The organism is Sphingobium rhizovicinum, assembly GCF_042647625.1.
Classification (GTDB): domain Bacteria; phylum Pseudomonadota; class Alphaproteobacteria; order Sphingomonadales; family Sphingomonadaceae; genus Sphingobium; species Sphingobium rhizovicinum.
Window position 1 is genome coordinate 667134 of record NZ_JBHRVU010000004.1, and the last position, 17047, is coordinate 684180.

General features: G+C 63.7%; 22 protein-coding genes. 15 read left to right on the forward strand and 7 right to left on the reverse strand.

What is annotated here, in order from left to right:
• Positions 1-7 precede the first annotated feature (7 nt).
• From ACFOKF_RS04610 to ACFOKF_RS04625, 4 genes are read left to right on the forward strand one after another with little or no spacing between them, the layout of a single operon-like run.
• Positions 8-556 (forward strand): J domain-containing protein, encoded by a 549-nt coding sequence (locus tag ACFOKF_RS04610; RefSeq protein ID WP_380793549.1) that lies wholly within the window; start codon positions 8-10, stop codon positions 554-556.
• Entirely contained in the window at positions 553-864 is a 312-nt protein-coding gene (locus tag ACFOKF_RS04615) for a (2Fe-2S) ferredoxin domain-containing protein (RefSeq protein ID WP_380793551.1), read from the forward strand. The genes ACFOKF_RS04610 and ACFOKF_RS04615 overlap by 4 nt, the downstream gene beginning before the upstream one ends.
• Before the next feature lie 34 nt (positions 865-898).
• Positions 899-1213, forward strand: coding sequence for a hypothetical protein (locus ACFOKF_RS04620; protein ID WP_380793553.1), 315 nt, complete (start codon positions 899-901; stop codon positions 1211-1213).
• A complete protein-coding gene (locus ACFOKF_RS04625; protein ID WP_380793555.1) occupies positions 1210-2742 on the forward strand; it encodes a methyl-accepting chemotaxis protein in 1533 nt (510 codons plus the stop codon). Before ACFOKF_RS04620 ends, ACFOKF_RS04625 begins: the two co-directional genes overlap by 4 nt.
• A gap of 151 nt (positions 2743-2893) precedes the next feature.
• On the opposite strand, the gene ACFOKF_RS04630 is transcribed toward ACFOKF_RS04625, so the two are convergent.
• From ACFOKF_RS04630 to dapF, 5 genes are all read right to left on the reverse strand, one after another.
• Positions 2894-3508 (reverse strand): superoxide dismutase, encoded by a 615-nt coding sequence (locus ACFOKF_RS04630; protein ID WP_007713877.1) that lies wholly within the window; start codon positions 3506-3508, stop codon positions 2894-2896.
• A gap of 204 nt (positions 3509-3712) precedes the next feature.
• Entirely contained in the window at positions 3713-4375 is a 663-nt protein-coding gene (ispZ, locus tag ACFOKF_RS04635; RefSeq protein ID WP_380793557.1) for a septation protein IspZ, read from the reverse strand.
• A complete protein-coding gene (gene ftsY, locus ACFOKF_RS04640; protein ID WP_380793559.1) occupies positions 4365-5303 on the reverse strand; it encodes a signal recognition particle-docking protein FtsY in 939 nt (312 codons plus the stop codon). Before ftsY ends, ispZ begins: the two co-directional genes overlap by 11 nt.
• Complete coding sequence (mtaB, locus tag ACFOKF_RS04645) at positions 5303-6544, reverse strand: tRNA (N(6)-L-threonylcarbamoyladenosine(37)-C(2))-methylthiotransferase MtaB (RefSeq protein WP_380793561.1); 1242 nt, start codon at positions 6542-6544, stop codon at positions 5303-5305. Before mtaB ends, ftsY begins: the two co-directional genes overlap by 1 nt.
• 5 nt (positions 6545-6549) lie before the next feature.
• A complete protein-coding gene (dapF, locus tag ACFOKF_RS04650; protein ID WP_380793563.1) occupies positions 6550-7350 on the reverse strand; it encodes a diaminopimelate epimerase in 801 nt (266 codons plus the stop codon).
• Positions 7351-7449: 99 nt separating this feature from the next.
• Between dapF and ACFOKF_RS04655 the strand changes: the two genes are divergently transcribed.
• Positions 7450-7740 (forward strand): type II toxin-antitoxin system RelE/ParE family toxin, encoded by a 291-nt coding sequence (locus ACFOKF_RS04655; protein WP_380793565.1) that lies wholly within the window; start codon positions 7450-7452, stop codon positions 7738-7740.
• Complete coding sequence (locus tag ACFOKF_RS04660) at positions 7730-8026, forward strand: HigA family addiction module antitoxin (protein ID WP_380793567.1); 297 nt, start codon at positions 7730-7732, stop codon at positions 8024-8026. The genes ACFOKF_RS04655 and ACFOKF_RS04660 overlap by 11 nt, the downstream gene beginning before the upstream one ends.
• 110 nt (positions 8027-8136) lie before the next feature.
• Here the strand turns inward: ACFOKF_RS04660 and ACFOKF_RS04665 are convergent, their stop codons facing one another.
• Positions 8137-8754 carry an energy transducer TonB gene (locus tag ACFOKF_RS04665; RefSeq protein ID WP_380793569.1) on the reverse strand — a complete coding sequence of 206 codons (618 nt, stop codon included), beginning with the start codon at positions 8752-8754 and terminating at the stop codon, positions 8137-8139.
• Positions 8755-8769: 15 nt separating this feature from the next.
• Positions 8770-10164 carry an amino acid permease gene (locus ACFOKF_RS04670; RefSeq protein WP_380793571.1) on the reverse strand — a complete coding sequence of 465 codons (1395 nt, stop codon included), beginning with the start codon at positions 10162-10164 and terminating at the stop codon, positions 8770-8772.
• Between the two features lie 399 nt (positions 10165-10563).
• Between ACFOKF_RS04670 and ffh the strand changes: the two genes are divergently transcribed.
• The 9 genes from ffh to rplS all read left to right on the forward strand — a co-directional run bounded on the left by ffh (position 10564) and on the right by rplS (position 16747).
• Positions 10564-12048, forward strand: coding sequence for a signal recognition particle protein (gene ffh, locus ACFOKF_RS04675; protein ID WP_380793572.1), 1485 nt, complete (start codon positions 10564-10566; stop codon positions 12046-12048).
• 118 nt (positions 12049-12166) lie between these two features.
• Entirely contained in the window at positions 12167-12586 is a 420-nt protein-coding gene (gene rpsP, locus ACFOKF_RS04680) for a 30S ribosomal protein S16 (RefSeq protein WP_380793574.1), read from the forward strand.
• A 5-nt stretch (positions 12587-12591) separates the two neighbouring features.
• Positions 12592-13086: a ribosome maturation factor RimM gene (gene rimM, locus ACFOKF_RS04685; RefSeq protein ID WP_380793575.1), complete on the forward strand. Its 495-nt coding sequence runs from the start codon at positions 12592-12594 to the stop codon at positions 13084-13086.
• 32 nt (positions 13087-13118) lie between these two features.
• Positions 13119-13391, forward strand: a complete 273-nt coding sequence (locus tag ACFOKF_RS04690; protein ID WP_380793577.1) for an AbrB/MazE/SpoVT family DNA-binding domain-containing protein — start codon at positions 13119-13121, stop codon at positions 13389-13391.
• On the forward strand, positions 13384-13770 hold the full coding sequence (locus ACFOKF_RS04695; protein ID WP_380793578.1) for a type II toxin-antitoxin system VapC family toxin: 387 nt from the start codon (positions 13384-13386) through the stop codon (positions 13768-13770). The genes ACFOKF_RS04690 and ACFOKF_RS04695 overlap by 8 nt, the downstream gene beginning before the upstream one ends.
• Positions 13767-15266 (forward strand): serine hydrolase domain-containing protein, encoded by a 1500-nt coding sequence (locus ACFOKF_RS04700; RefSeq protein ID WP_380793579.1) that lies wholly within the window; start codon positions 13767-13769, stop codon positions 15264-15266. The genes ACFOKF_RS04695 and ACFOKF_RS04700 overlap by 4 nt, the downstream gene beginning before the upstream one ends.
• A gap of 95 nt (positions 15267-15361) precedes the next feature.
• Complete coding sequence (locus tag ACFOKF_RS04705; RefSeq protein ID WP_380793581.1) at positions 15362-15643, forward strand: hypothetical protein; 282 nt, start codon at positions 15362-15364, stop codon at positions 15641-15643.
• Positions 15640-16377, forward strand: coding sequence for a tRNA (guanosine(37)-N1)-methyltransferase TrmD (gene trmD, locus ACFOKF_RS04710; protein WP_380793582.1), 738 nt, complete (start codon positions 15640-15642; stop codon positions 16375-16377). Before ACFOKF_RS04705 ends, trmD begins: the two co-directional genes overlap by 4 nt.
• Before the next feature lie 4 nt (positions 16378-16381).
• Positions 16382-16747, forward strand: a complete 366-nt coding sequence (rplS, locus tag ACFOKF_RS04715) for a 50S ribosomal protein L19 (protein ID WP_155178223.1) — start codon at positions 16382-16384, stop codon at positions 16745-16747.
• The last annotated feature ends 300 nt before the right edge of the window (positions 16748-17047 follow it).

Genomic DNA, 17047 nt, shown 5'->3' on the forward strand with positions numbered 1-17047 from the left:
AGGGGGCATGGCAAGACAGAGCCGATCCAATGACTGGGGTTTTCCCCGCTGGCGCAGCTATGGCGCATCGCGTGAGGCGCAACAGGTGCGCCTGTGCGATCGGCATGGGTGCGACAAGCCGGGCGATTGTCCCGCGCCCAAATCCCCAAACAGCCGTGAACGCTGGTATTTTTGTAGCGAGCATGCGGCGGAATATAACCGCAACTGGGACTATTTTCAGGGGCTGGACCGCGAAGAGCGCGAGCAGCGCGAGCGCAATGAGCGCCGCGATGCAGGCGGTTTTCAGTCCAGCGCCTATCATGGCTGGGGCGGGCCGGGCGATGGCAGCCGGTCGCGCGATGAGATGCATGCTCTTGCCGCGCTGGAACTGGAGGATGATGCCGATTTTGACGCGGTGAAGAAGAGCTGGCGCCGTCTGGCCAAGGAATATCATCCCGACGTCAAGCCCGGCGATGCCGATGCGGCAGTGCGGTTCCAGACGATCCAGGCCGCTTATGAAGTGTTGCGCATGGCGGAGGAGCGGCGAAGCTGGAAGCCACGGGAGGCGGCTGATTGAAAGATCATGTCCAGGCCAACTGGCGCAATGTCGCCCTCATCTGCCGTAAATGTTCAAAGAAGCTGGATGGCGGATTTGGCCCGCATGGCGATGAACGGCTGGCCAAGGCGCTGCGTCGGCATTTATCGCTGAAAAAGGGACGCAAAGCGAGTGCCGGTCTGGTCGAGGTGAACTGCTTGGGCGTTTGTCCCAAGGGGGCCGTGACGGTGGTGGACGGAGCCGACAGCCGGCAATGGCTGCTGGTGCGTCCGGGAGCCGATCTGGATGAACTGGCGACGACGCTGGGGATTTGTGACAGCCAGTCTTAATTCTATAATTACCAATGATTTTTAAAGAGGCGCAATGTCTTCTCGCGCCTCTTTCCGGCCCAGCCCGCTTCTGATCGGGCAATGCATTCTCATCCTGTTCGGGCTTGGCTTGCTCTATACGATCCCGCCTGCGCAGGGACGGATATTGCTGGTGCCGATAACGGGGCAGGCGCGGACCGGACTCGCCGCGGAAGCAGTGCGCCATGGCGCCCGGCTGGTGTCGGCCGGACCATGGACAGGGTCGTTGCTGGTCGATGGCGACCGCGCCGCCTTGTCCGGCCCATTGTTGCGGCACGGCGTCCTGCTCCTGTCGTCGCAGGCAGGCGGTTGTACGGAGCGGTTCCTTTGACCGGCGCGAACAGCCTTGATCGTCTGCGTCTGCACGGGTTGCAGATACTTCTTTTCGCCAACTGGCTTTGGACCATCATGCTGGGCATTGGCGGCATGATATTGTCCGTTGAGCATGGAGGCCGGGCCTTCTTGCTATCGGTCCTGATCAACATCCTGCCGACGGTGCAGATATTGCGTCATCGCCGCGATCTGGATGTGCGGTTGCTGATGGGCACGCTGGCGGCGGCGCAACCGGCGATCGGCCTCTACCTTCTTGCCGGCCATCGCTGGCAGATGGATGGGCACATGTTCTTCTTTGTCGCGTTGGCCGGGCTGGCGTTGCTCTATGACTGGCGACCGATCCTGCTGGGTTCGGCGTTGACTGCCCTGCACCATCTTGCGCTGAATTTTGTCGCGCCGGCCTGGGCCTTTCCCGATAGCAGCAATGTCGGCCGGGTTGCGATCCATGGCGTCGCGGTGATCGCGCAGGCCATGGTGCTCTGTTATTTGACCGTGCGTTTGCGGACTTTGTTGCTGGCGCTGGACGATCATATCGCCCAGGCCGGGCAATTGGCGGAGCAGGCGGAGGGCGGGCGCATCGCGGCGGAAACGGCGATGGCTTCCAGCCGCGAGGCAGACGCACGGGCGACGCGACTGCGCGATCAGCAGGAAATGGAAAAGGCGCGAATGGCGGCTGAGCGGCAGCAGGCGACGCTGTCACTGGCGCGCGATTTTCGCCAGTCGGTGGCCGAGATTGTGGGGGCGGTGGGCGCCGCTACGCGCGATCTGGACGATTCGGCGCGGCAACTCAATCAACTGGCGCAGCGCGCCAGCGCCGGGACGGCGGAAACGGTGCAGGTCGCTGAACAATCATCGACCAATGCGGCCATGCTGGCCAGCCGGATCGAAAGCCTTTCGGAATCCATATCCGCCATTGCCGCCGCCGCGCATCAGCAGGCCAGCCTTGGCGGGGAAGCGCAACGCATGTCCAGTGCCGGACATCAGGTGATGCGCGAGTTGGAAGGGCGCACCACGTCAATCACCAGTTTTGCCGACTCCATCACTGAAATCGCAGCCCGCACCAATTTGCTGGCGCTCAACGCTACGATCGAGGCCGCGCGTGCGGGCGAAGTCGGGCGCGGCTTTGCCGTGGTCGCGGGCGAGGTCAAGCAACTGGCCGGCCAGGCGGCCAATGCAACGGGCGAAATCCAGACGCTGGCCTGGTCTGCTCGGCAAGGTGCCGGGGTGGCGCAGGATGCGCTGTCGGAAGTGGCGGGCGCTGTCCGGCAACTGGCTGATGCCGCCGACGAAATCCAGCATGCGGTCGCCAGCCAGCGGGATGCGACCGCCGCAATCGGCCAGTCGGCGCGCGACACAGCCCGCGACGCCGCCGTCATGACCCGGCAGATGGGGGATGTGGCGGATGTGGCGCGCGACAGCGAGGCTTTGTCCAGCCGTGTGTCGGGCGCTGCATCTGGCCTGTCGCAAACCGCGCAGGCATTGCAGCGGGCAGCCGACCTGTTCGTGGCTCAACTGGAAGCAGCCTGACAAGCGCAGGCGGCGCGGCCGGGTGGGGGCGATCTGATCGGTGAGAGGATGAAGTAAGCCTTCTTCCTGCGCGATCCCCTTGCCAAGGGCGGCGAGTATCTGTTCGGTATCGCGGCAGACGGGCCGGCGCAGCGCCGGCCCGTCTGAACGATCAGGCCGGCTGATCGGCGCGGCTGGCGCCTTCACCGTCCAGGTTCAGGGCAGCGAAGTCCCAGTTGATCGCTTCCTTCAGCAGCTTTTCGGCATAGGCCGGGCGCAGGTTGCGATAGTCGATATAATAGGCATGTTCCCATACATCGAGGATCAGCAGCGGGGCGTGGCCTTCATGCGCGACGGGGGTGTCGGCGTCATGATAGCTGGTCACTTCCAGCTTGCCGTCCTTCAGGATCAGCGCGGCCCAGCCGCTGGCGAAGTGGCCGACGGCCTCTGCCTTGAGCTTTTCAATGAGGGCGTCGACCGAACCGAAGGCTTCCTCGATCTTGGCGAGCAGTTCGCCGGTCGGGGCGGTCTTCACCGGCGACAGCGAGTTCCAGTAGAAAGTGTGGTTCCAGATCTGACCGACCTGGTTGAACAGGCCGCCCTTGGACGACTTGATCAGTTCCACCAGCGACTTGCCCTGAAGGCTTTCGTCGGCGGCGACCAGTTCATTGGCCTTCACGACATAGGCATTGTGATGCTTGCCGTGGTGGAAATCGAAGGTTTCGACCGACAGGATGTCGCCAAAGGCATCCTTGGCATAGGGCAGGTCGGGCAGAACAAAGGCCATGGCGGAACTCCTCGGGTTCGTTATGGGGCGGCCGTGCACGGGTGGCGCGGCCGGTTGATCATATGGTCCATGCGGGGCGTGGACGCCTCCGTCGCTTCCCATATGCGCACCCAACGCCCAAGAAAACAGATATGTGCCTATTGCGAAACGATCGCACAAATAGGATGTTTTTGGGCGTATTTCAAAAGGTCCGGGGAGGCTCGTTCAACCCTGCGGCGGTGTCGTTTCGCCTACTTCGTCGCTGTCCAGCCCGTCGTTCAGCGTCAGGCCATGGCGCAGCAGCATGGGAATGTTGGCTGCGGCAAAGACGACCGACACGATGGTCACGCCCCACACCTTGACCGCCAGCCAGGTGTCGAACGTCATGGTGCGGCGCATGGCCTCATTCGCGACGGCCATTGCGACGAAGAAGAAGGCCCAGTTGCGCGACAATTTCAGCCAGCCTTCATGGGTCAGCCCGTCATAGGCCGCCTGAAGCAGATATTTGAGCAGCGGCTTGCCGCGCAGCAGCCCGGCGAACAGCATCAGCGCAAAGAAGGCGTAGATGATGGTCGGTTTGATCTGAATGAAGCTCTGGTCGTGGAAATAGATGGTGAGGCCGCCGAAAAAGAGGATCAGCAACGCGGACAGCCAGAGCATCGGGGAAACGCGGCCCAGCTTCACCTTGGAGATGATGACGGCAATGACGATCGCGGCCATGAAGGCGGCGGTGCCGAAGGTCATGGCGGTGATCGGGTTGCCTGCCCCCCAGATCCAGCCTGCGCCCTTGTAGGTCAGGAAGAAGACCAGCAGCGGCCCGAAATCGAGCGCAAGCGACAGGGTGCCGTTATGGGCGGGCTTGGTGGCAGGCGTGCTATCAGCGGGCATAGGCCGTCCCCGCAATGGCGCGCGCCATGTCGCCGGCATCAAAGGGGCGCAGATCCTCAATCTTTTCCCCCACGCCGATCGCGTGGATAGGCAGGCGATATTTTTCCGCCGCTGCGACCAGCACGCCGCCGCGCGCCGTGCCGTCCAGCTTGGTCATGACCAGGCCCGTCACCTGCGCGGTTTCCTTGAAGACTTCGATCTGGTTCAACGCATTCTGTCCCGTGGTGGCGTCCAGCACCAGCACAACGTCGTGCGGGGCGGCTGGGTTCAACCGGCCCAGCACGCGGCGCACCTTGGCCAGTTCGTCCATCAGTTCGGTCTTGTTCTGAAGGCGGCCGGCGGTGTCGACGATCAGCACGTCGATGCCGGTTTCGGTGGCCTGCTTGACCGCGTCGAACACGATGCCCGCCGCGTCGCCGCCTTCCTTGCCCGCGACGATAGGGATGCCAAGGCGCTCGGCCCAGACCTTGAGCTGGCCGATGGCCGCCGCGCGGAAAGTGTCGCCCGCCGCCAGCATCACGCCATAATCCTGTTCCAGGAAATTATTGGCAAGCTTGGCGATGGTGGTGGTCTTGCCCGATCCGTTGACGCCGATCACCAATATGACCTGCGGGCGCGGGAAGGCTTCGATCTCCAGCGGGCGGGCGACCGGGGCGAGGGTCTTCTCGATCTCCTCTGCGATGATTTCGCGCAGATATTCCTCGGTCAGTTCCTTGTTATAGCGCCCTTCGGCCAGGCGATCGCGCACGCGCGCGGCCATGGCGGGGCCAAGGTCGCTGACGATCAGGGCTTCCTCGATCTCGTCGAGGGTCTGCGCGTCGAGTGCGGCCTTGGTGAAAAGGCCGGTGAGATTGTCGCCGAGCCTGTCGGACGTGCGCTTCAGCCCGCCGAAGAGGCGGTCGCGCCAGCTGGTGCCGGTATCAGTCATTATGCTGCCTCTTGCGCGATCAGAGAGCCATTCTCAAGGCCCGTGATGGTTGCGCGGACGATGGAGGATGGGGCTTGCGCCGATGCGAAGCGCACCGGGGCGAAATTTTCGGCATGGCCGGTCAGGCCGCTGCGTTCGACCAGGACCGATTGTGTGGCGCCGATCAGGCTGCGCAGCCAGCCGTCGCGGCGGGTGGCGCAGGCTTCGCGCAGGCGGGCGGCGCGGGCCTTGATCGTGGCGCGATCGACTTGCGGCATGCGGGCTGCGGGGGTGCCGGTGCGGGGCGAGTAAGGGAAGATGTGGCCGTGAACGATGTCGCATTCCTCGATCAGCCGCAAGCTGTTTTCGAACATCGCGTCATCCTCTGTCGGGAAGCCGGCGATGATGTCGGCGCCGATGCTGATGTCGGGGCGGGCTGCCTTCACGCGCTGCACGATGGCAATGGCGTCGGCGCGACCGTGGCGGCGCTTCATGCGTTTGAGGATCATGTCGTCGCCCGCCTGTAGCGACAGATGCAGATGCGGCATCATGCGCGGTGCATGGGCGATGAGGTCGAACAGCCGCTCGTCAATCTCCACGCTGTCGATGGAGGACAGGCGCAGGCGGGGAAGATCGGGCACGCCCTTCAGGATGCGTTCGATCAGCAGGCCGAGCGAGGGGCTGCCGGGGAGGTCCGGGCCATAGCTGGTGACGTCCACGCCGGTCAGGACGATTTCCTGATAGCCTGCGTCGACCAGTTCTTTCGCCTTGTCGATCACGGCACCCGCCGGGACGGAGCGGCTGTTGCCCCGGCCATAGGGGATGATGCAGAAGGTGCAGCGATGGTCGCATCCATTCTGGACCTCCAGAAAGGCGCGGGCGTGGTCGGCAAAGGCGGACGCCATGTGCGGCGCGGTGTCGCGCACGGCCATGATGTCGGAGACGCGCACCTTCTCCGCCACGGGTGCGAAAGCGCTCGCCTCCATCTTTTCCCGATTGCCGATCACGCCATCGACTTCGGCCATGGCGGCGAAGGTTTGGGGTTCGGTCTGGGCGGCGCAGCCGGTGACGAGGATGCGGGCGTCGGGGCGTTCGCGCCTGGCGCGGCGGATTGCCTGCCGGGTCTGGCGGACCGCTTCGGCGGTTACGGCGCAGCTGTTGACGACGATCAGGTCGTCCTGCCCGCTCGCCATGTTACGGATCGCCTCGCTCTCCGCGATGTTGAGGCGACAGCCCATGGTGATGATGTCGGGACCGGCCATGGCGGTCAGAAACGCGACCAGTCGGCCTCGCCGTCAAAGACATGGGTGGCGGGGCCGGTCATCCGGATCGAGCCGCCGGGCGCCCACGCGATGACGAGGTCGCCGCCGGGCAGGCTGACGGTGACGGGGCCGGTCATCAGCTTGCGCCGGACGGCGGCGACGGCGGTGGCGCAGGCGCCGGTGCCGCAGGCGCGGGTCAGGCCGGCGCCGCGTTCCCACACGACGAGGCGGATGTGGTTGTCGCCGATCACCTGCGCGAAATTGACGTTCACGCGTTGCGGGAACAGCGGATCATGCTCGATCAGAGGCCCCAGCCGATCGAAGTTCACAGTGTCGAGATCATCCACGAAGAAGATGACATGCGGGTTGCCGACATTGACGGCGGCGGGGGCGGGCAGGTCTTCCCAGCTGGCGTTCATGGTCAGCGTGTCCATGGGGTAGGCGAGCGGGATCGCGTCCCAGTCGAAGCGCGGCGCGCCCATGTCGACGCTGGCGCCGCCATCGACACTCTTGGCGTCGAGCAGGCCGGCCCTGGTGCGGATCAGCACGTCGCGGCCGACGAACAGGGGAACGCAGCGGGTCGCGTTGCCGCAGGCTTCCACTTCGCTGCCGTCGGCGTTGAAAATCTGCATCGACACATCGGCGTCGTCGCTCTGTCCGATCAGGATCAACTGGTCGCAGCCAATCCCGGCATGGCGATCGGCAATGGCGCGGGCGCGCGCCTCCGTCATGTCGATCGCGCTTTCGCGCGCGTCGATCACGACGAAGTCGTTGCCCAGGCCATGCATCTTCGAAAAACGTCCCATGGGCGGCCATGTAGTGGGGGTGGAGGGAAAAGGCGAGTCTGCGTGCGCAATGTAACGTATCGATTGACATTTTGCGACGTGTAACGTACCGCATTACATATGGAGATCGAAAGCATAGCGCATAAGGGGCTGCGTCGCTTTTTCGAGACGGGCAATGCCAAGGGGCTGGTCGGCGATGTGGCGAGGCTGGCGAAGATGCTGGCCTTTATTGATGCGGCGACCTCGCTTGAGATATTGTCCCAGCCACCCAATTACGGGCTGCATCCGCTGACCGGCGATCGGGCCGGTTCATGGGCGATGACGGTGACGCGCAACTGGCGGTTGACCTTTCGGATGAACGAACAGGGCGCGCTGATCGATATGGATTTGGAGGATTATCATGGCGCTTAAGATGCATGCATCGCTGGCGGTTCATCCGGGCGACTGGCTGAGGACGGAGATTGTCGAGGCGCATGGTTTGAAGCTGGGCGATCTGGCCGATCATCTGGGCGTTACCCGGCAAACGGTAAGCCGTCTGTTCAATCAGCGGCAGGATCTGACGGCGGAGATGGCGATCCGTTTCGAAAAGCTGTTCGGCATCGACGCTGAAACACTGATGCGGATGCAGACGCGCCATGATCTGGCCATGGCGCGCCTGCATGCGGATGATCTGGCGGTCAAACCACTGGCGGCCTGACCTATTTTGTCGCTGCTCGGAAAACGACAGTCCAGTTTCTCAACGCCGTGATTGGCTGTCCATTTTCGTCCAGCGCGGGGTCGGGAATGGAAGGAAAAGGCATTCTGCGTTTATTCCGTTGCCTTGAACAGGACACTGAGGCCACGGACTAACGGTATAGGGTTGCCGTCATTATCCTTCGTGATCTCGGTCGACACCGCTTTCGCCTCTGTGCAGGCGACGGTTGCGAGCCTCACCTCTTTGGGGTTGTTGGGGCTTGGCTCACACGCAGTCATCTGTCCGGCAGCGTCAAAGCTGGCGATGAGCCAGACCATTTTCTCACGCGAACCATCAGGCAATTTCTGGACGGTCAGCACCATTGTAGGCAGGGGCGGCGCGGGCTGTTTGCTTCTGAATGGGCCGGAGCGACCTGGCAGATGCCATGTAAGGCGCCCTTTATAGAGGGTGTAGCTCGGTTGACCTGTTGCGTCGGTCGCTGGCTTGAATTTGGAATGGTCCATGATCACGGCGCAGGTTGCCGCATCAAGGTCAGGTGAGCCACTGGTATCCGTAACGGTGCATCTAGCAACTCGCCCTTTTGGGGCGATCAATAACTGGAACCCGACTGTCCCTTCTTCCCGCCGTTTTAGTGCGCCGGCTGGATAGTCATTGTCCGACATCCAGCTGCCGGGGTTTCCAGTCGGTGAGGCGAATGCAAGCGCGCTCGCCAACAAAAATGCTGATGCCATATGATCGATCCCCCCTCAGGCGACAGCCGCCCGTCTCTGCCCATAAAGAAAATACACGCCCAACCCAATCACATTCCAGATGGCGCAGGCGATGATCGTCTTCATCGGCAGGCTGAGGAAGAGATAGGCGCAGCCGGCGACCGCGCCGATGCCCACGACCCATGCCGCAGGCGTGCGGAAGGGGCGCTTGAGGTCCGGCGCGCGCTTGCGCAGGACGAGGAGGCAGAGGCCGACGGCGGTGAAGGCGATCAGTGTGCCGGCGTTCGCCAGCGCGGCGATTTCGTCGATTGGCAGGACGCCGGCGATGATCGACACCAGTATCGCTGTGACCAGCGTGATGCGGGCGGGTGTGCCGCGCTTTGAAATGCGGGCCAGCGATTGCGGCAGGAAGCCGTCGCGGGCCATCACCAGAAAGATGCGGCTCTGGCCGTAGAGGAAGCCCAGCAACACGGTGGGCAGGGCGATCACGGCGGCGATGGCGACGATGCGGGCGATGCCGCCCTGGCCCATTTCGCGCAGGATCAGCGCCAGCGGTTCCGGGCTGTCGGCAAAGCGGGTGAAGGGCAGGGCGCCGATCGCGGCGGCGGCCACCAGCACATAGATGAGCGTGCAGACGATCAGCGATCCAACGATGCCGATGGCAAGGTCGCGATCCGGGTTCTTGGCCTCTTCTGCGGCGGTCGAGATGGCGTCGAAGCCGTAAAAGGCGAAGAAGATGATGGCCGCCGCCGCCATGACGCCGCGCTCGACCCCATCCGGTCCCATATGCTTGGCGAAGCCGAAGGGCATGAAGGGTTCGAGATTCTGCGCGTCGAAGGCGGGCAGGGCATAGGCGACGAACAGGCTGAGCGTCACGATCTTGATGAGGACGAGGATGGTGTTGAGGCGCGCGCTTTCGCGCGTGCCGAACATCAGCAGGCCCGCGACCACGGCGATGATGAAGATGGCGGGCAGGTTGATCGCGCCGCCCAGTTCCGGTCCCTTGGTGAGCAGTTCGGGAAAGCCCAGCGGCGTCAGCAGCGGCGCGGCATAGCCCGACCAGCCGACCGCCACGGTCGACACGACCAGACTATATTCCAGGATCAGCGACCAGCCGACGATCCAGGCGATGCCTTCGCCCAGCACCACATAGGAGTAGCTGTAGGCGCTGCCCGCCGCCGGCATCATGGTGGAGAGTTCGGCATAGGCGAGCGCGGCGCAGGCGCAGATCGCGCCGGCAATGGCGAAGGAGAGCAGGACGGCGGGGCCGGCCCGGTCGGCGCCGACGCCGATCAGGGTGAGGATGCCGGTGCCCACGATCGCGCCGACGCCCAGCGCCAGCAGATGCGGCCAGGACAGGGTGCGCGCCATTTGATGGCCCGCGTCCTTCGGCGTCATCGCCTCCATCGGCTTGCGGCGTGTCCAACTCATCTCGTTCAGGCTCCCCTTCTATCTTCTGTTAACTTCGCATATTTCTCGCAGAAAGCGACATAAAGTTACAATGCGTTGATCCTATCGGAAAGTGTGTACCGGCAGTCTGCATCCGCTGCCTGTGGGTGTCTTTCGGGTTTAGCAGGAAGAAGGGGTGTAGGAGAGAGGTGCCTGCCGCCCGGCCAACAGGCCGTTTGATGCGCCTGCTTGCACTTGTTGTCGCTTTCCCGTAAAGGCGCGCTTGCAATCGGTCGGTCTCCGTCCGATGCCCTGACGACTCCAGGATGCCCAAGAGGGGCATCGGATGGACGCTGGCCGGCGAGTTTTCGCCCGCCGGCGATTTTGTCGTTTGATGGGTGTGCGTGATTTTCCGGGCCTTTTGGCCCAAATGAGGTGGTGATGTTCGATTCGCTAAGCGATCGTCTCGGTGGGGTATTCGACAAGCTGCGTGGGCGCGGTGCGCTTACGGAGGACGATGTCCGCGCCGCGATGCGCGAGGTGCGAATCGCGCTGCTGGAAGCCGACGTCGCGCTGCCGGTCGTGCGCCAGTTCGTCGATCAGGCGACCGAGCGGGCCGTGGGCAGCGATGTGCTGCGGTCGGTCACGCCCGGCCAGATGGTCGTCAAGATCGTTTCCGACACGCTGACCGAGACGCTGGGTTCGGACACGTCCGACCTGATGATCGACGTGACCCCGCCCGCCGTCATCATGATGGTGGGTTTGCAGGGTTCGGGTAAGACCACCTCCACCGCCAAGATCGCCAAGCGCCTGAAGGAGCGCGAGCGCAAGAAGGTGCTGATGGCGTCGCTCGACGTGCAGCGCCCGGCCGCGCAGGAGCAGCTGGCGGTGCTGGGTACGCAGACGGATGTCGCGACCCTGCCGATCATCGCCGGGCAGCAGCCGGTCGACATCGCGAAGCGCGCGTTGCAGGCGGCGAAGCTTCAGGGCTTCGACGTCGTCATGCTCGACACCGCCGGTCGTCTGCATGTCGATCAGGCGCTGATGGACGAGATGAAGGCGGTTGCCGATGTGGCGACCCCGGCCGAAATCCTGCTGGTGGTCGACTCGCTGACCGGGCAGGACGCAGTGAATGTCGCAACCAGCTTCTCGGCGCAGGTGCCGCTGACCGGCGTGGTGCTGACCCGTATGGACGGCGACGCGCGCGGTGGCGCGGCGCTGTCGATGCGCGCCGTCACGGGCCGTCCGATCAAATTTGCGGGCACCGGCGAAAAGCTGGACGCGATCGAGCCTTTCCATCCGGCTCGCGTTGCGCAGCGCATCCTGGGCATGGGCGATGTGGTTTCGCTGGTCGAAAAGGCCGCCGAAACGATCGACGCCGAGGAAGCCGACAAGCTGGCCAAGAAGATGGCCAAAGGTCAGTTCGACATGAACGACCTGCGTGCGCAGCTCAATCAGATGCGCCGCATGGGCGGCCTTGGCGCGCTGGCGGGCATGCTGCCGGGCCTGAAAAAGGCGCAGGCGGCGATGGCCAATAGCGGTGCGAACGACAAGACGCTGATCCATCTGGACGCCATGATCGGATCGATGACGCCCAAGGAGCGGGAAAAGCCCGCGCTGATCAACGCCAAGCGCAAGATCCGTATCGCCAAGGGCGCAGGCCGCACCGTGCAGGACGTCAACCGTCTCCTGAAAATGCATCAGGAAATGGAAACGGCGATGAAGAAGATTCGCAAGATGGGCGGCCTGAAAGGGTTGGCCAAGATGTTCACCGGTGGCGGTGGCATGGGCGGTCTGGGTGGCCTCGGCGGTCCTGACGGTGGCGCGGGCGGTCCGCCCGACCTGTCGGGGCTGGGCGGCCTCGGTGGATTGGGCGGCAATATGCCCAAGCTGCCTCCCGGCTTTCAGAATTTCATGAAGAAGTGAAGCAACCCGTCATCCCAGCGAAAGCTGGGGCTTCATTTCCCCAAAAGGGAAGAGAGGCGCCAGCTATCGCTGGGATGACGACCCCAAACATAGCAGTTAGTTAGAAAGGTCTATTTCCATGGCAACCTCCATCCGTCTGTCGCGCGGCGGCTCCAAGAAGCGCCCCTATTACCGCATCGTCGTGGCCGACAGCCGCGCGCCGCGTGACGGCAAGTTCATCGAGCGCATCGGCAGCTACAACCCCGTCCTGCCCAAGGGCGACGAAAAGCGCGTCGTTCTGGACGTTGAGCGCGCAAAGCACTGGGTTGCCGCTGGTGCGCAGCCGACCGACCGCGTCGCCCGTTTCCTGGACGCCGCTGGCGTGAAGGAGCGCAAGGCGCGCAACAACCCGAACAAGGCCGAGCCGGGCCAGAAGGCCAAGGACCGCGCTGAAGACCGCGCTGCCAAGGCTGCCGAAGCTGCTGAAGCGGCCGCCGCTGCTGCTGCCGAAGCCGCTGCACCGGCTGAAGCCCCGGCCGAAGAATCGGCTGAAGGCTGAGCATCTTGACCGACAAGCCCGTCACTCTGGCCGTCATCATCGGCGCGCATGGCGTGGCGGGCGAAGTCCGTCTGAAGCTCTTTGGCGACGGGGTGGAAAGCCTCAAAAGCTACAAGGGCTTCGATGTGGCCGGGCGCACGCTGACGTTGAAGTCGGTGCGTCCCGGCCCCAATGGCGCGGTCGCCCGTTTCGCCGAGATTGGCGACCGGAGCGCAGCCGAGGCCATGCGCGGCACGGAGCTGACCGTGCCCCGTTCCGCCCTGCCCGAACTGGGCGAGGGCGAATATTATCATGCCGACCTGATCGGCCTGCCCTGCACCTCCAGCACCGGCGAAGCGCTGGGTGAAATCGTCGCGGTCGAGAATTTCGGCGCGGGCGACATTGTCGAGGTGCAGCGGCCCTCCGTCGACGACAAGCCCGGCAAACGCTTCATGGCGCCGATGCATGTGGTGACGCTGAGCGAGGATGGGGCCGTGATTGACGCGGCGTTCGCGGAATAGTATATACGCTCCGTATATACGGAGTCTGCGCCATGGGCGAAGAATATAGGGCCAAGGTCTTCAAGTCGGGCAACAGCCTGGCTTTGCGCCTGCCCAAGGCTCTGGGCCTTGAGGAAGGCGCCGAAATGGTTGTGCGCGAAGAGCATGGCAAATTCACCTTCGAGCCCGTCGATGCGCCGCCGCGCCTAATCGACCTGACCGGCATTGCCGGGTCTATGCCCTGGCTCAAGCCGCGCACGCGGGAGGAGCGAGAGTTCGAGGAGCGGGAACTCGATTGGGAAGGGAAGCTGCTCCGGGGTGACTGAGCCGCTTTTCCTGCTCGATTCGAATATCCTGATCTATATTCTTCAGGATGTTGATTGCGTGCCGTCGCGCCATGTGCAGAGCTGCGCCGTTGGTACGGTGGTGACGTCCGCTATCGTCTATAGCGAAGTCATGCGCGGCATTGTGTCGCGCGAGCCGCAGCGGGCGCATCAGGCCGAGCAATTGTTCGAACTGATCCCGGTGCTGCCCTATGATGCGGCAGCGGCGGCGACATACGCCCGTTTGCCATTCCGGCGGGGGCGGCTGGACCGGCTGATCGCCGCTCATGCCCTGTCCGCCGGCCTGACACTCGTCACCAACAATGAAGCGGACTTTGCCGATGTGGCCGGGTTGCGCATTGAGAATTGGACGGTCGCATGAAAGGCTGGCTCGCTGCATTGGTCCTGTTCTGCCTGCCGGGTCAGGCGATCGCGCAGGCGGATGAAAAGAAGATCGCCGCCGCTCTGCCCGACATCGACAAGCTGTTTGCCGATTTTCAGCATGACAGTCATGCGCCGGGGCTGGTCTATGGCATCGTCGCCAATGGGCGTCTGGTCCACGCGAAGGGCTTTGGCGTGCAGGATCTGGTGAAGAAACGGCCGGCGACGGCTGACAGCCTGTTCCGCATCGCCTCCATGACGAAGGCGTTCACGGCGGTGTCGATTATGAAGCTGCGCGACGAAGGCAAGCTGTCGCTGGACGATCTGGCGGAAACCTACGTCCCCGAAATGCGCGGCTGGACCTATTCGACCAAGGATAGTCCGCATATTCGGATCCGCGATCTGTTGACCCACAGTGCGGGCTTTGTCGACGACAATCCCTGGGGCGACCGGCAGACGCCTTTGCCGCAGGCGGATTTCACGAAGATGCTGGCCGCGGGCGTGCCGTTCAGCACCGCGCCGGGCAGTCGCTATGAATATAGCAATTTCGGTTATGCGCTGCTGGGGCGGATCATCGCCAATGTCAGTGGCATGCCCTATCGCAACTATGTGGAGCGCACTCTGCTGACGCCGCTGGGCATGGCGTCGAGCGGCTATGCGGTCGGTGAGTGGCCGATCGAGCGCCGGGCGCTGGGCTATCGTTGGGAGGAGGGGCGGTGGACGCCCGAACCGGACATGGCCGATGGCGCGTTCGGGGCGATGGGGGGATTACAGACCAGCGCCAATGACTATGCGCGCTGGGTCGCTTTCCTGCTGTCGGCCTGGCCGGCGCGGGATGATGCCGATGGCGGGCCGGTGTCGCGGTCGGCGGTGCGGATGCTGGCTGAAGGCAGCAATTTCCTGACCGTGGCGGCGCGCAATGGCAAGAGCGGGGCAACGGCGTGCAAGCAGGCGGCGGCCTATGGCTTTGCGATGCGGATTGCGCAGGATTGCGACCTGGGGCTGACGCTGGCGCATGGCGGGGGCTATCCGGGCTATGGCAGCCATGTGATGTTGATGCCGGATTATGGCGTGGGCATCTTCGTCTTCACCAATCGCACCTATAATGGCGGCGCAGGGGCGGCCTGGGACGCGGCGGTGGCGTTGAAGCAGGCGGGGGCGCTGATCGCCCGGACGGTGCCGGTCACGCCGCTGCTGGCCGATGGCTATGCGGCGGCCGGGCGTATCTATGATGCGGGCACGGTCGGCGTGGCGCGCGATCATCTGGCGATGAATTTCCTGATGGACGGCGATGCGGACAGTTGGCGCAAGAGGCTGGCGGCGCTCAAAGGGGAGGTTGGCGCCTGCCGCACCGACGCGCCCGTCACGGCGACCGGCAATCTGTCGGGCAGCTTCACCTGGTCGTGCGAGAAGGGGCGGGTGGCCGGCACCATCCTGCTGGCGCCGACGGCCACGGCGCAGATTCAGGAATTCAAGATCGCGATCAAGGCGCCCTGATCTGGACGCTGCGTCTTCCATGGATGGTCTTTGATTTCCGCGATTTCTGATCGTCAGATGTTCCATCTGACTGGAAATCGCTCTAAGCGCCGGTCATGCCCATCATTCCGCAAATCGTCCTTGGCGCCTATCTGCTGTTCCTTGTCGCGGCGGGATGGCGGTTGTTCACCGTGCCATGGACGCCGCGCATCAGGGCGGTGACGGCGGTGGCGCTGGTCCTGCCCATGCCGCTGCTGTTCATCCTGCCCGGCGCGATGCGGCGCGATGTCTGGTCCGACGTGCTGATCCAGCTGGGGCTGACCCTGCTGGTGTGCGGCGTCATCTGCCTGGCAGGTGGTTTTTCGGCGGCGCGACTGCGGGCGCGGCGACGCAAATGAGCTTCACCGCGCAAATACTGACCCTCTATCCTGAGATGTTTCCCGGGCCATTGGGCGTTTCGCTGGCCGGGCGGGCGCTGGCGGACGGGAAATGGTCCTGCGACCCCATTCATATCCGCGATTTTGCCGCCGACCGGCATCGCACCGTGGACGATACGCCTGCGGGCGGCGGGGCAGGCATGGTGCTGCGCGCGGACATAGTGGCGCAGGCGGTCGACCATGCGCTGGACAAGCGGCCCGACCTGCCCGTGCTGGCGATGACGCCGCGCGGCAAGCCGATCACGCAAGGCCGCGTGCGGGAACTGGCGGCGGGGCCGGGCGCGACGATATTGTGTGGCCGGTTCGAAGGGTTTGACGAGCGGATTTTTGATGCCCGCCCGATCGAACAGGTCAGCATGGGCGACATCATATTGTCGGGCGGGGAAATGGCGGCTTTGCTGCTGCTGGATGCTTGTGTTCGGCTGCTTCCCGGTGTAATGGGCGCGGCTTCCAGCGGAGTCGAGGAGTCCTTTGAAACGGGGCTGCTCGAATATCCGCATTATACCCGCCCGGTGGAATGGGAGGGTCGCGCGATCCCGCAAGTGTTGCGATCGGGGGATCATGCGAAGATCGCCGCCTGGCGGAAACAACAGGCGGAGGCAGATACACGGCTAAGGCGGCCGGACCTTTGGGAACGTCATATCGGCGTTCGGGACCAGTCGCCCTCTGGTGCGCAGCAAAAGACCAAGGACTGACGTTATGAACATCATCCAGCAGATCGAGGCGGAAAGCATCGCCGCCCTCGCCAAGGATATTCCCGACTTCCGCCCCGGCGACACCCTGCGCGTCGGCGTGAAGGTCATCGAAGGCGAGCGCAGCCGCGTTCAGAACTATGAAGGCGTGTGCATCGCCCGTTCGAACAAGGGCATGGGTTCCAACTTCACCGTGCGCAAGATTTCGTTCGGCGAAGGCGTGGAGCGCGTGTTCCCGCTCTATTCGCCCAACATCGATTCGATCACCGTGGTCCGCCGCGGCGTCGTGCGTCGTGCGAAGCTCTACTATCTGCGCGGCCGCACCGGCAAGCGCGCGCGTATTGCCGAGCGTCGCGACAATCGCGAGGGTTGATAGCCCAATCGGGCTTGACAGTTGTAAAAAAGAGACAGGCGGCGCCCCCAGGGGGTGCCGCCTTTTTCTTTGTGTTACAAGGATTTGACAAAATCGGACGACCGTCCGGGCTTCGCATGCGCAAGAGATTTTGCGGCACTGCAAAAAAGGGCCATTTCTCCCCAAGTGGATTTGTGTCAGCCTTGTGTTTCCAAATGTTGCAACATGCTTTCAGGCTGAAATCCATGATTTCGGTCAAGTGTTCCTGCAATCTTGGCAAATCAGGGTAAACGGGTCGGAAGGGGATGTCGAAAAGGTCTC